The sequence below is a fragment of the Nocardiopsis trehalosi NBRC 14201 genome (assembly GCF_001552555.1).
GTDB classification, from domain to species: Bacteria; Actinomycetota; Actinomycetes; order Streptosporangiales; family Streptosporangiaceae; genus Nocardiopsis_B; species Nocardiopsis_B trehalosi.
This window is the reverse complement of record NZ_BCRK01000187.1, coordinates 1-12,089: the sequence shown is the minus strand read 5'-3', so window position 1 is coordinate 12,089 and position 12,089 is coordinate 1. Positions and strand designations below refer to the sequence as shown.

At 73.6% G+C, this 12,089-nt stretch carries 11 protein-coding genes; 4 read left to right on the top strand and 7 right to left on the bottom strand.

Translation table 11 applies throughout. The features are described 5' to 3' along the window. Positions 1-60: 60 nt before the first annotated feature. Positions 61-984 carry a TIGR03620 family F420-dependent LLM class oxidoreductase gene (locus NT8_RS23675; RefSeq protein ID WP_217999299.1) on the bottom strand — a complete coding sequence of 308 codons (924 nt, stop codon included), beginning with the start codon at positions 982-984 and terminating at the stop codon, positions 61-63. A gap of 315 nt (positions 985-1,299) precedes the next feature. Here NT8_RS23675 and NT8_RS23670 point away from each other — a divergent pair, with 315 nt between their 5' ends. Beyond that, positions 1,300-1,698 carry an MmcQ/YjbR family DNA-binding protein gene (locus NT8_RS23670; protein WP_067973858.1) on the top strand — a complete coding sequence of 133 codons (399 nt, stop codon included), beginning with the start codon at positions 1,300-1,302 and terminating at the stop codon, positions 1,696-1,698. A 141-nt stretch (positions 1,699-1,839) separates the two neighbouring features. Here NT8_RS23670 and NT8_RS23665 read toward each other — a convergent pair whose 3' ends face one another. Beyond that, entirely contained in the window at positions 1,840-2,280 is a 441-nt protein-coding gene (locus tag NT8_RS23665) for an ATP-binding protein (RefSeq protein WP_169805252.1), read from the bottom strand. 275 nt (positions 2,281-2,555) lie between these two features. Between NT8_RS23665 and NT8_RS23660 the strand changes: the two genes are divergently transcribed. Then, positions 2,556-3,380 (top strand): helix-turn-helix domain-containing protein, encoded by an 825-nt coding sequence (locus NT8_RS23660; RefSeq protein WP_067973853.1) that lies wholly within the window; start codon positions 2,556-2,558, stop codon positions 3,378-3,380. Beyond that, on the top strand, positions 3,370-3,549 hold the full coding sequence (locus NT8_RS28925; RefSeq protein ID WP_157515948.1) for a DUF397 domain-containing protein: 180 nt from the start codon (positions 3,370-3,372) through the stop codon (positions 3,547-3,549). Before NT8_RS23660 ends, NT8_RS28925 begins: the two co-directional genes overlap by 11 nt. Positions 3,550-3,628: 79 nt before the next feature. Here NT8_RS28925 and pgl read toward each other — a convergent pair whose 3' ends face one another. From pgl to tkt, 5 genes are all read right to left on the bottom strand, one after another. Beyond that, positions 3,629-4,411, bottom strand: coding sequence for a 6-phosphogluconolactonase (gene pgl / locus NT8_RS23655; protein WP_067973851.1), 783 nt, complete (start codon positions 4,409-4,411; stop codon positions 3,629-3,631). Then, positions 4,408-5,334, bottom strand: a complete 927-nt coding sequence (locus tag NT8_RS23650; protein ID WP_067973847.1) for a glucose-6-phosphate dehydrogenase assembly protein OpcA — start codon at positions 5,332-5,334, stop codon at positions 4,408-4,410. The genes pgl and NT8_RS23650 overlap by 4 nt, the downstream gene beginning before the upstream one ends. A gap of 64 nt (positions 5,335-5,398) precedes the next feature. After that, entirely contained in the window at positions 5,399-6,928 is a 1,530-nt protein-coding gene (zwf, locus tag NT8_RS23645; protein ID WP_067973845.1) for a glucose-6-phosphate dehydrogenase, read from the bottom strand. Between the two features lie 185 nt (positions 6,929-7,113). Then, positions 7,114-8,220 carry a transaldolase gene (gene tal, locus NT8_RS23640; RefSeq protein ID WP_067973842.1) on the bottom strand — a complete coding sequence of 369 codons (1,107 nt, stop codon included), beginning with the start codon at positions 8,218-8,220 and terminating at the stop codon, positions 7,114-7,116. A gap of 104 nt (positions 8,221-8,324) precedes the next feature. Next, positions 8,325-10,445, bottom strand: coding sequence for a transketolase (gene tkt, locus NT8_RS23635; protein ID WP_067973839.1), 2,121 nt, complete (start codon positions 10,443-10,445; stop codon positions 8,325-8,327). A 633-nt stretch (positions 10,446-11,078) separates the two neighbouring features. On the opposite strand from tkt, the gene NT8_RS23630 reads away from it, so the two are divergent. Beyond that, positions 11,079-12,029, top strand: a complete 951-nt coding sequence (locus NT8_RS23630; protein ID WP_067973836.1) for a heme o synthase — start codon at positions 11,079-11,081, stop codon at positions 12,027-12,029. Positions 12,030-12,089: the final 60 nt, after the last annotated feature.

The window sequence follows — 12,089 nt, the reverse complement described above, 5'->3', positions numbered from 1 at the left end:
GGCCCGACACCCGCCGTTCCGGGTCCGGCGGCCGTGGACGGCCGTGCCCGCCGGACCGGTTCAGCCCAGCAGGGCCGGGGCGAGCGCGCGCAGGTCGGCGACCTGGCGCTCCAGGGTGTCGGCGAGCGGCTGCACGCAGACGTGGTCGGCCCCCGCGGCGTGGTGGGCGCGGATGCGGGCGGCGACGGTGTCGACGTCGCCCCACGGCACGATCGCGTCGATCAGGGCGTCACTGCCGCCGTCGGCGAAGTCGGCGTCGGTCCAGCCGAGTTCGCGCAGGTTGTTGGTGTAGTTGGGCAGGCCGAGGTAGGTGCGGGCGAACGCGCGGCCGGTGGCGCGGGCGCGGGCCGGGTCGGTGTCGAGCACGACCGTCTGCTCCGGCGCGAGCAGCGGGGCGTCGCCCAGCGCCTTGCGGGCCTGCGCGGTGTGCTCGGGCGGCGTGAAGTAGGGGTGCGCGCCGGCGGAGCGGTCGCGGGCCAGCTCCAGCATGCGCGGGCGCAGCGCGGCGAGCACGCGCGGCGCCGGGGCGGGCAGCGGGCCGTAGTACGGCATGGCGTCCATGCCGTCCAGGTAGGCGCGCATCGCGCTCAGCGGCTTGCGGTAGTCCTGGCCGCGCGCCTGCACGGCGGGGGCGTGGCTGACGCCCAGGCCGAGCAGGAACCGCCCCGACCACGCCTCGGCGAGCACGTTCGCCCCCGACGACGCCGCGGCGGCGTCGCGCGACCAGATGCTGGCGATGCCGGTGGCGACGGTGATCCGCTCGGTGGCCGACAGCAGCACCGCCGCCTGCGCCAAGGCCTCCTTGGCCCCCGGCAGGTCGCCGCCGAACCACAGGGCGCCGTAGCCCAGGTCCTCGATCTCCTTGGCGGCGGTCCGCGCCTGGTCGGCGGTCGCCGCGACCAGGGTGCCGCCCAGCCACACCCCCGCGCCCCCGATCCGCCGCTTCAGCTCCGCCGCGTCCATCCCGTTGCCCTGTTCGCTCATTTCCCGCCCTTCACTTCGGTACCGGTGCCTCTCACCGGTCCCCAACCGCCCCGTACCCCGTTTCCCTTCCCCGCAGCTCCGCCCGCGCCCCTTCCGCCTCGGGAGCACCGGGGGCGGGCGCCCGTGTTCCCCCGGCCGGCTCCGGCGGCCCCGGCCCGGCGCCGGTTCCGCGCGCCGGGGGTTCCGCCGGTGGGGCGCGTGTACCGGGGGCGGGGCCGGGGAAGGAGGCCAGGGGCCGGCGACCGGCGACCGGCGACGACAGGTGGGGGCCGTCGTTCCCACGGGACGAACGGGCCATGACGGGGGGAGCGGACCGTGGACGGAGTAGCGCTCCAGGACGCGGCGCGGCGGCACGCCGAAGGGCTGCCCTCCTCGGCGCTGGAGTACCCCTTCGGACCGGACTGGGAGGTCTTCAAGGTCCGGGGGAAGGTGTTCATGCTCCTGACGAGCGTGCCCGGCGCACCGGTCGTGATCCTCAAATCGGAGCCCGGCGAGGCGGAGGCGCTGCGCGAGACGCACCCGGACATCACCCCCGGCTACCACATGAACAAGCGCCACTGGATCACGCTCCGGCCCGGCGGCCCGATCGACCGGAGGCTGGTGGAGGAACTCGTCACCGAGTCCTACCGGCTCGTGGTCGCCAACCTGCCCCGCGCGGACCGGCCGGTCGACCCCGCGTCGTACGGCACCCGCCCCCGGGCCGCGCGGCGATGACGGTCACGGGAGACCTGGCGGGCGTGAGCAGCGGACGCCCGTTCACGGAGAAGGCGGAGGTCTCCGCTCGGCCGGATCCGGATGGTGTGCGGCCCGCGCCGTTCCCGGGCCCTTGGGTGGGGCCGGGAACGGCGCGTGGGGTCAGGGCACGGTGAGGTGGAGGGGCCGGGTGGGCAGGGGGCCGTGCGGGTGCCAGTCGAGGTAGAAGAAGATCCCGCACCGGTCGACGTCGATGAGCGGGCCCCAGAGGTTGGTCACGGCCTGGATGAGCCGGAGGCCGCGTCCGCCTTCGGCGGTGGGGGAGGCGTCCACGATGTGCGGCATCGTGTCGGCCGCGCCGGAGTCCTCGCACTGGACGTAGATCCACCACGGCCCGGTCGTGACGTCGAGGGTGAAGGTGGGACCGGCGTCGTGCGCGAACACGTTCGTCGCCGCCTCCGAGACCGCGAGGACGGCGGCCTCGGCCATGCCGTCGGGCACGTCCGGGAGGACGTCCAGGATCGAGGTCAGCCACGCGCGGGCCTCGGCCACGTTGGCGGGCACCGCGTCGAAGGTCCGCCGGAAATGGCGCTGGGCGGTCATGTCCCGCACCCCCGGGGGGCGTGCGGGCGAGGGTGGCGGTGCTCCATTTCTAATAGGTAAGTGCGATTGCTCTCGCGCAATTGCACTAAAGTCGATTGCATCACAAGTGGTTTCTCCGAATGGCTCGTGGTCATGGCCCCGGACCATGGGGCGGTCGTGGGTCCCGTCCGACAAGGATTGGCGGCGCGGCCGCACGCGGCCAGTCCTTCTCCAGTACCGGCCTCGACTGTCCAAACCAGGTGCGAAAAGTACTTATTTAGTCCACACTTGTCTACGTGGCTGAAAAGCAGTTGTCCGCATGGGTGCTGTTCGGGCAAGAAGTGCGCCGTTTGCGCATGGACGCCGGACTTTCACTTGATCAGGTCGCGCAGAACCTGAGCATCACGGGCGGGATGCTGAGTAAGATCGAGCGCGCCACGCGCGCGGCCAAAAAGGAGACGGCGGCCGAACTCGACGCGTTCCTCCGTACGGACGGAATTCTGCTCCGCCGATGGTCCGACACCACCAGGAAGGCGCTCGACCCCGAGTGGTACCGCCGGATCACGGACGCCGAGCAGCGGGCGGTCGAGATCCGGATGGTGCACCCGTCCCTCATCCCGGGCTCGCTGCAGACGCGCGGCTACACCCGCGCCGTCCTCTCGCACGGCCGGCCGCTCGACGACCCCGAGGAGATCGAAGCGCTGGTGGAGCTGCGGACGAAACGGGCGGCACGGCTGCTGCGTCCCGGCGACCCGCGCATGGCGGCCGTCATCCCCGAGGCGGTCCTCCGGCGCCAGATGGGCGACGACCAGGTCATGCACGAGCAGCTCGACCACCTCTTGGCCCTCGCGGAGGCCGGGGCCGTGAAGCTGCAGGTGCTCCCCGAAGGCGTCCCCAGCGCCATCGCCGCCGCGTCGAGCGCCTTCCGCCTGATCACCTTCACCGACCGGCTGCCGCTGGTGTTCGCCGACAGCGCGTCGGGCGGGGTGCTGGTGGACGAGTCACGCGAGGTCCAGAGGTTCGTCTCGATCATGGCGTCACTGGCCGCCTGGGGCCTGTCGCCCGCCGACTCGATCGGCCGGATCAAGAACATCAGAGGAGAGGGTACGGATGATGAATGACCAGTGGCGCACGTCCAGTCGCAGCAGCGCCGGCTCGGAGTGCGTCGAGTGCCGGACGCCCGACGGCGTGTGGGTCGAGGTGCGCGACTCGGTCCACCCCGGGCTGGGGCGGCTGGCGTTCCCCAAGGCCGAGTGGCGGGCGCTGATCGCCGACGCGGACCGGATGTAGGCGCACCGCACGCGCGCGGCCCCGGCCCCTCACGGGGGCCGGGGCCGCGTGTGTTCCGCGTGTGTCCCGGAGTAGACCGCTACATCACGCCCGGGGGGACGAGGTCGGCCGGGAGGCGGGAGGCCGCGTCGCGGTCGAGGAGGAACAGGGTGCGGGCGCGGCCCCGGGCGCCCGCCGCCGGCACCTGGACCGGGCCCGCGCCGCCGAGGGCCAGGCGGACCGCGTCCGCCTTCCCCGCGCCCGACGCCAGCACCCACACCTCGCGGGCCGCCCGGATCGCCGGGAACGTCAGCGACACCCGGACGGGCGGCGGCTTGGGCGAGCCGTGGACCGCGACCACCGTCCGCTCCTCCTCGTACAGCGCCGGGTGCTCCGGGAACAGCGACGCCACGTGGGAGTCCGGCCCGATCCCGAGCAGGCACACGTCGAACGACGGCACCCGCCCGTGGTCCTCGGGCCGCGCGGCCGCCGCCAGGTCCGCCGCGTACCGCTCGGCGCCCCGCTCCGGGGAGTCGCCGTCCGGACCGTCGGGCGCCGGCATCACGTGCACCCGCCGCGGGTCGAGCGGGATGTGGTCGAGCAGCGCCGCCCGCGCCTGGGTCTCGTTGCGCTCGGGGTCGCCGGTCGGCAGGAACCGCTCGTCGCCCCACCACACGTCCAGCCGCCGCCAGTCGACCGCGTCGCGCGCAGGGGCGCGGGCCAGCTCCGCCAGCACGGCGATGCCGACCCCGCCGCCGGTGAGCACGACCGAAGCCGACCCGCGCGCCGTCTGCGCGTCGACCAGCCGGGTCACGAGCCGCGCCGCCACCGCCTTGGCGAGCAGGCCGCCGTCGGGGTGCACCACGACGGTGGGCGCGCTCACGACGACGCCGCCGACGCGCTGAGCATCGTGGCCATGTACTTGGCGGTGCGCTCGTAGATCTCGTCGGCGTCGAGGCGGCGCAGCTCCTCCGACAGCGCCTCGGCGGCGCGCCGCCGCGCCAGCGCCACGGTCTGGTCGGGCTGGCCCGGCCGCGAGAGGGTGGCCACCCGGCCGTCGAGCCGCTGGATGGAGATGTCACCGGAGTCGGTGACGAGCTTGGCGCCGGTGATGCCCGGCCCGTTGGAGACCGTGCGCTCCACCGGCACCTCCAACTGGTCCGACAGCCACGCCGCCAGCAGGTCCGCGCTCGGGTAGTGCGCCTCGGCCGCGACCTCCGCCGCCGTCACCCACCCGCACGGCTGGTCCATGGTGCTCGCCAGCAGCGACCGCCACGGCGTCAGCCGGGTCCAGGTGAGGTCGGTGTCGCCCGGCCGGTAGCTGCGCACCCGCGCCAGCAGGTCGCCCACCGGGTCGGCGGCGCGCAGCGCGTCGGTGATGCGGCGGTGCGCCAGCCCGCCCACCGGATCGGCCGCCGGGTCGGCCGGGGCGGCGCCGGGCCACCACGCCACCACGGGCGCGTCGGGCACCAGCAGCGGGGTGATGACGGAGTCCGGGTGCTCGCCCAGCGGCCCGTACAGGCGCAGCAGCAGGGCCTCGCCCGGGCCGGCGGTGCCGGGGCGGCGGATCTCCGCGTCGATCGCCGGCTCCGCCTGCGGGTCGCGGCGGATCAGCGCGATCACCCGCGAGGGGTGCTCGCGGCCGGCCTCGGTGGCGGCGCGCACCGCGTCGTAGTGGTCGGCCTCGTCGGTGACGATGATGAGGGTCAGCACCATGTTCAGCGCACCGCCGCCGACACTGTGCCGTTCGGCCGTCAGCGCCTCGGTGATCTGCGAAGTGGTGGTGCGCGGAAGGTAGAGCGTCAACGTTCCTCCCCGTGCCGGGCGGCGGTCGGGTGGTCCAGGGGCGCGCGGCCCCGTCGGTCGGGGGTCATGGCCGCCGCCACTGGCGGCCGTCGCGGGCCAGCAGGTCGTGGGCCGACTGGGGGCCCCAGGTGCCCGACCCGTACTGCTCGGGGCGGCCGTCCTTGGCCCAGAACTCCTCGACCGGGTCGAGGATGCGCCAGGACAGCTCGACCTCCTCCTGGCGGGGGAACAGCGGCGGGTCGCCGATGAGCACGTCCAGGATCAGCCGCTCGTACGCCTCGGGGCTGGCCTCGGTGAACGACTGGCCGTAGGCGAAGTCCATGGTGACGTCGCGGACCTCCATGGAGGCGCCCGGCACCTTGGACCCGAACCGCAGCGTGACGCCCTCGTCGGGCTGGATGCGCAGCACCAGCGAGTTCTGCCCCAGGTCCTCCACGTCGTTGGAGGAGAACACCTGGTGCGGGGAGCGCTGGAACACCAGGGCGACCTCGGTCACCCGGCGGCCCAGCCGCTTGCCGGTGCGCAGGTAGAACGGCACCCCGGCCCACCGCCGGCTGTTGACCTCCAGCTTCATGGCGGCGTAGGTCTCGGTGATGGAGTCGGCGGGGATGCCCTCCTCCTCCAGGTAGCCGCGGACCGACGCGCCGCCCTGCCAGCCCGCGGCGTACTGGCCGCGCGCCGTGCCGGTGGACAGGTCGGCCGGCAGCTCCACCGCCGACAGCACCTTCTCCTTCTCGGCGCGGATGGCGTCGGCGGAGAACGTCACCGGCTCCTCCATCGCCACCAGCGCCATGAGCTGGAGCAGGTGGTTCTGGATGACGTCGCGGGCCGCCCCGATGCCGTCGTAGTAGCCCGCGCGGCCGCCCACACCGATGTCCTCGGCCATGGTGATCTGCACGTGGTCGACGTAGCTTCGGTTCCACAGCGGTTCGAACAGCGTGTTGGCGAACCGCAGCGCCATGATGTTCTGGACGGTCTCCTTGCCCAGGTAGTGGTCGATCCGGAACACCGACTGCGGCGGGAACACGTCGTCGACGACCGCGTTCAGCTCCCGGGCGCTCTCCAGGTCGTGTCCGAACGGCTTCTCGATGACCACCCGCCGCCAGGCGTCGCCCTCGGACTCCGCGAGTCCCGACCGGCGCAGCTGCTTGACCACGGTGGGGAACAGCTTCGGCGGCAGCGACAGGTAGAACGCGTAGTTGCCGCCCGTGCCCCGGTCGACGTCGAGCTGGCGGACCGTCCGCGCCAGCTCGTCGAACGCGGCGTCGTCGTTCAGCTCACCGGAGACGAACCGCACGCCCTCGCTGAGCTGGCGCCACACGTCCTCGCGGAACGGGGTGCGCGCGTGCTCGCGCACAGCCTCGTGCGCCTGCGCGGCGAAGTCCTGGTCCGCCCAGTCGCGGCGGGCGAAGCCGACCAGTCCGAAGCCGGGCGGCAGCAGGCCCCGGTTGGCGAGGTCGTAGATCGCCGGGAGCAGCTTCTTGCGGGCCAGGTCGCCCGTCACCCCGAACAGCACCAGCACACTCGGGCCGGCGATGCGGGGCAGCCGCCGGTCGAGTTCGCTGCGCAACGGGTTCGGGATCGCTCCCGGCATGACCGGTTCCTTCACGTCGTCTCCCCGTCTTCTCTCACATCGGCTCGCGGATGGCTCCGTGCCTGGTCAACGGTCCTGCCTGTACTGCGATACGCCGGGCCCCGGCCGCCGCGGCCCGATGCGCGCGGCGGGGCGGCGCCGCCCCCGGCCCGGGGCGCGGCGGCCCCGGGCGGTGGCAGCGGGAATCAGCTCACGGCTCCGAGCTGCTCGGACACGCCGCCGAGCAGGCTCTCCCACGACTTCTCGAACTTCTCGACGCCCTCGTCCTCCAAGCGGCGGACGACGTCGTCGTAGTCGACCCCGACCTCGCCCAGCGCGTCGAGGTCGGCGCGCGCCCGGTCGTAGCCGCCGCGCACCGTGTCGCCGGCGATCCGGCCGTGGTCGGCGGTCGCGAGCAGGGTCGCCTCGGGCATGGTGTTGACCGTGCCCGGCGCGACGATCTCGGTGACGTAGCGGGTGTCGTCGTAGGCGGGGTCCTTCACGCCCGTGGACGCCCACAGCGGGCGCTGCGGGGTGGCGCCGGCCGCCTGGAGCGTCTTCCACCGCTCCGAGCCGAACACCTCCTCGTAGGCCTGGTAGGCCAGGCGGGCGTTGGCGATGGCGGCCCGGCCGCGCAGCTCGGCCGCCCGGTCGGTGCCGATCTCGCCCAGCCGCCGGTCGACCTCGGCGTCGACGCGGCTGACGAAGAAGGACGCCACCGACTGGATGCGGGACAGGTCGTGGCCGTTCTCGGCGGCCTTCTCCAGGCCCGCCAGGTAGGCGTCCATGACGTCCCGGTAGCGGTCCAGGGAGAAGATCAGCGTGACGTTGACGCTGATGCCCTCGGCGAGCGCCCGGGTGATCGCGGGCAGCCCCTCCTCGGTGGCCGGGATCTTGATCATCAGGTTGGGGCGGTCGACGAGCCACCACAGGGCGCGCGCCTCGGCGACGGTGCGCTCGGTGTCGCGCGCCAGGCGCGGGTCGACCTCCAGCGACACGCGGCCGTCGACGCGGCCGGTCGACTCGTAGGTGGGGCGGAGCACGTCGGCGGCCCAGCGGATGTCGTAGCCGGTGATGGCCCGCACGGCCTCCTCGACCGACACCCCGCGCCGCGCGAGGTCGCGCAGCTGGTCGTCGTAGGCGTCGCCCTCCTTGAGGGCCTTCTCGAAGATCGTCGGGTTGGACGTGACGCCGACGACGCTGTACTTCTCGATCAGTTCGGCGAGGTTGCCGCTGCGCAGCCGCTCGCGGCTGATGTCGTCCAGCCACACGGCGACGCCTTCGCCGGACAGGGTCTTCAACGGGTTGGTCATGGCCTCGCTCTTCCTCATCGTCGTCCGCCGGTCCGCGCCGCGTGCGCGGCCGACGCAAGGGAGGGCCCCTCGCCACCCGGTGAAGGACCCTCTCCTCTCAACACTCAGTTGCCGGTCGTCGTTCCGTACTCCCCGCCGAGCCGGGCGATACTCGCGTGGACCGCCGCGACGACCCGGTCCGGGGTCAGCCCGAACTGCTCGTACAGGGTCTGGTAGGGGGCGGAGGCGCCGAAGTGCTCCAGGCCCACGACCTCGCCGGCGTCGCCGACGAACTCGCGCCAGCCCAGGCCGATACCGGCCTCGACCGCGACGCGGGCGCGCACGGTGGGCGGCAGCACGCCGCGCCGGTACGCCTCGTCCTGCTCGCGGAACCACTCGACGCTGGGCATCGACACCACGCGGGTGGGCGTGCCGGCCTCCTCCAGGCGGGCGCGGGCGTCCAGGGCGATGGCGACCTCGCTGCCGGTGGCGATGATCAGCGCCTCGGGCTTGCCGTTGCCGGCCTCGGCCAGGACGTAGCCGCCCTTGGCGGTGTTCTCGGCGGAGGCGTAGACCCCGCGGTCCAGCGTGGGCACGTTCTGCCGGGTCAGCGCGAGCGCCGAGGGGCGCTCGCCCTTGCGCAGGATGGTCCGCCAGGCGACCGCGGTCTCGTTGGCGTCGGCCGGGCGGACGACGTCGAGGCCGGGGATGGCGCGCAGCGCCCACAGGTGCTCGACCGGCTGGTGCGTGGGGCCGTCCTCGCCCAGGCCGATGGAGTCGTGGGTCCACACGTAGGTGACCGGCAGCCCCATCAGCGCGGCCAGCCGCACCGCCGGGCGCATGTAGTCGCTGAACACCAGGAACGTGCCGCCGTAGGGGCGGGTGGGCCCGTGCAGCGCGATGCCGTTGAGGATCGACCCCATGCCGTGCTCGCGGATGCCGAAGTGCAGCACCCGGCCGAACCGGTTGCCCGAGAACGACTTGGTGGAGTACTCCTCGGGGATGAACGACGGCTCGCCCTTGGGCGTGGTGTTGTTCGACCCGGCGAGGTCGGCCGACCCGCCCCACAGCTCCGGCAGCACCGGCGCGATCGCGGTCAGCACCTCGCCGCTGGCCTTGCGGGTGGCCATGCCCTTGGGGTCGGCGTCGAACACCGGCAGGGCGTCCTCCCAGCCCTCGGGCAGGCGGCCCGAGGCCAGCCGGTCGAACAGCTCGGCGCGCTCGCCGGCGCCGCCGCGCCACGCGGTGAACGCGTCCTCCCAGGAGGCGCGGGCCGCCCGGCCGCGGTCGACCGCGCCGCGGGTGTGCTCCAGCACCTCGTCGGCGACCGCGAAGTGCGCGTCGGGGTCGAGGCCGAGGATCTGCTTGGTGGCGGCGACCTCCTCGGCGCCCATGGCGGCGCCGTGCACGGCCCCGGTGTTCTGCTTGTTGGGGGCGGGCCAGCCGATGATGGTCCGCAGCCGGATGAACGACGGGCGCTCGGTCTCGGCCTGGGCGGCGCGGACGGCGGCGTGCAGCGCCTCGACGTCCTCGTGGTAAGTGCCGTCGGCCGTCCAGTCGATCTCCTGGACGTGCCAGCCGTAGGCGCGGTAGCGCGCGGCGACGTCCTCGGAGAACGCGATCTGGGTGTCGTCCTCGATGGAGATGTGGTTGTCGTCGTAGATGAGGACGAGGTTGCCGAGCTTCTGCGTGCCGGCCAGCGAGCTGGCCTCGTGGCTGATGCCCTCCTGGACGTCGCCGTCGGAGCAGATGGCGTAGACGAAGTGGTCGAAGGGGGACTCGCCCGGAGCCGACTCGGGGTCGAACAGGCCGCGCTCGCGGCGGGCCGCCATGGCCATGCCGACCGCGTTGCCGATGCCCTGGCCCAGCGGACCCGTGGTGGTCTCGACACCGGGGGTGTGGCCGTGCTCGGGGTGACCGGGGGTCAGGCTCTCCCACTGCCGCAGCCGCTTGAGGTCGTCGATGCTCAGGCCGTAGCCGGCCAGGAAGAGCTGGATGTAGAGGGTCAGGCTGGAGTGCCCCGCCGACAGCACGAACCGGTCGCGGCCCACCCAGGTGGGTTCGCTGGGGTCGTGCCGCATGATCTTCTGGAACAGCAGGTAGGCCGCCGGCGCCAGGCTCATCGCGGTGCCGGGGTGGCCGGAGCCCGCCTCCTCCACCGCGTCCATCGCGAGGGCGCGGACCACATCGACGGCGCGCCGGTCGAGTTCCGACCACTCCAGGGGTTGCGAGGTGTCGACGTTCACGCGGGCTCAGGGCTCCTTTCGCGCATCCGGCGGCACCCGGACCGGGGCGGCCGGGTGCGCGGATGTGAGGTTGTCCATCGTCGTGGCGTCCTGCCGCGCGGTCGGTGCGCGGATCCCCCCGGTGCGGCCGCCGGCGCGGGGCCCGCTGCGGGGCACACGCCTTACGAACACGACAGGTGCGACCAACTGCGAGCCTATCGCCCAAACGGTCGGTGCGGCGTGTTCAACACGTCTCATCACCCCCGCGTACCCGCGCGTACCCGCGTGTATGCGGGGGCGGCGGCGCGCGCGAGCGTGGCGGACGGTGCGCGCGGGCGGGGGAGTGTGGCAGCCTGCGGAAGGGGCGCGAGCGGGTCCGGCCGCGACCCCGGGACCCCGCGGCCGGGGAAGCTCAGGTCAACGGGGGGTCGGCCGCAGACCGCGCCCCGGTCGAGACGCCCTCACGGCGAGTACTACAGTATGTCGTTGACGGGGTTGTGCGGTTCCGGCGTGGCGTCGAGGAGAGACCGGGCCCCGCGTGGCGAGCAGTGAACATCCCCGACTCCCTTCGAGGTTCAGCGTGTCAGTGTCCGTAGGCCGGATGTCCCCCGAGATTGCGGCGCCCCGTGCGGTGCCCGAGCCGCGGCGGCGCTGATGGCACTGACCGACGAGACCCCCCAGGCCGCGCCCGCGCCGGCCCGTTCCGCGTCGTTCGGCGCCTATGTGCGCGCCTACGTCGCCCTGTCCAAGCCGCGCGTCATCGAGCTGCTGCTGATCACCACCATCCCGGTGATGTTCGTGGCGGCCGCCGGGGTGCCGCCGCTGTGGACCGCCGTGGCCACCCTGGTGTTCGGCACCATGTCGGCGGCCAGCGCCAACGCCATCAACTGCTACATCGACCGCGACATCGACCAGGAGATGCGGCGCACCCGCCGCCGCCCGGTGGCCATGGAGCAGGTCACCCCGCGCGGCGCCATGGTCTACGGCCTGGTGCTGGCGGTGGGGTCGACGGTCGGGTTCGCGGTGTTCGTGAACCTGCTGTCGGCGGCGCTGTCGCTCTCCGCGATCCTGTTCTACATCTTCGTCTACACGCTGCTGCTCAAGCGGCGCACCGCGCAGAACGTGGTGTGGGGCGGCATCGCCGGGTGCATGCCGGTGCTCATCGGCTGGACCGCGGTCACCGACCGCCTCGACTGGGCCCCGTTCATCCTGTTCCTCGTGGTGTTCTTCTGGACGCCGCCGCACACCTGGGCGCTGGCCATGCGCTACCGCGAGGACTACGCGGCGGCCAAGGTGCCGATGCTGCCGGTGGTGGCGGGCGAGCGCCGGGTGCTGCTGGAGTGCGTGCTCTACAGCTGGGCGACCGTCGTGGTGTCGGTGCTGCTGTGGCCAGTGGCGGGGACCACCCCGTTCTACCCGGTGGTGGCCGTCGCGCTGGGGGCGCTGCTGCTGGTGCAGGCGCACCGGCTGCTGGCGCGGGTGCGCGCCGGGGCCACCGGCGGCCAGCTCAAGACCATGGGGTTCTTCCACCTGTCCAACGCCTACCTGGCGCTGCTGTTCTCCGCGGTGACCATCGACCCGCTGCTCGCCCGGCTGCTGGCCTGACGGCGCCCCCGCCCGCCGCCGCCCCGCGCCGAGGGGCGGCGGCGGGCCGGGCGCCGACCC